The organism is Mucilaginibacter phyllosphaerae (assembly GCF_004378255.1).
Lineage (GTDB): Bacteria > Bacteroidota > Bacteroidia > Sphingobacteriales > Sphingobacteriaceae > Mucilaginibacter > Mucilaginibacter phyllosphaerae.
This window is the reverse complement of sequence record NZ_SNQG01000023.1, coordinates 1-310: the sequence shown is the minus strand read 5'-3', so window position 1 is coordinate 310 and position 310 is coordinate 1. Positions and strand designations below refer to the sequence as shown.

Here is a 310-nt window from a genome sequence, read left to right as displayed (position 1 = left end):
CGATAGCCTGGGCATGTTGGTACTGGATGAACAGCGACTGCTCAACAGCTCGCCCGAGTACATGGACCAGTTTGAGCGGTTGTTAAAACGCGACAGGAACCATGCCAGCGTGTTTTTATGGTCGATAGGGAATGAGGAAGGGTATGCACAAACCAACAGTTATGGTAAGCGCATTGCACAAACGCTATTGGCCAAACAACGCGAATTAGACCCAACGCGCACTAGTACCTACGCTGCCGATCTGGCAAATGTATTTACAGGCGTTAACGAGGTTATCCCGGTGCGCGGGTTTAATTACAGGCAAACTGGC

At 50.6% G+C, this 310-nt stretch carries 1 protein-coding gene; it reads left to right on the top strand.

Going from position 1 to position 310, the window contains the following annotated elements:
• Positions 1 to 310, top strand: a 310-nt coding sequence (locus E2R65_RS19495) for a glycoside hydrolase family 2 TIM barrel-domain containing protein (protein WP_317131558.1), incomplete at both ends; no start/stop codon positions are given.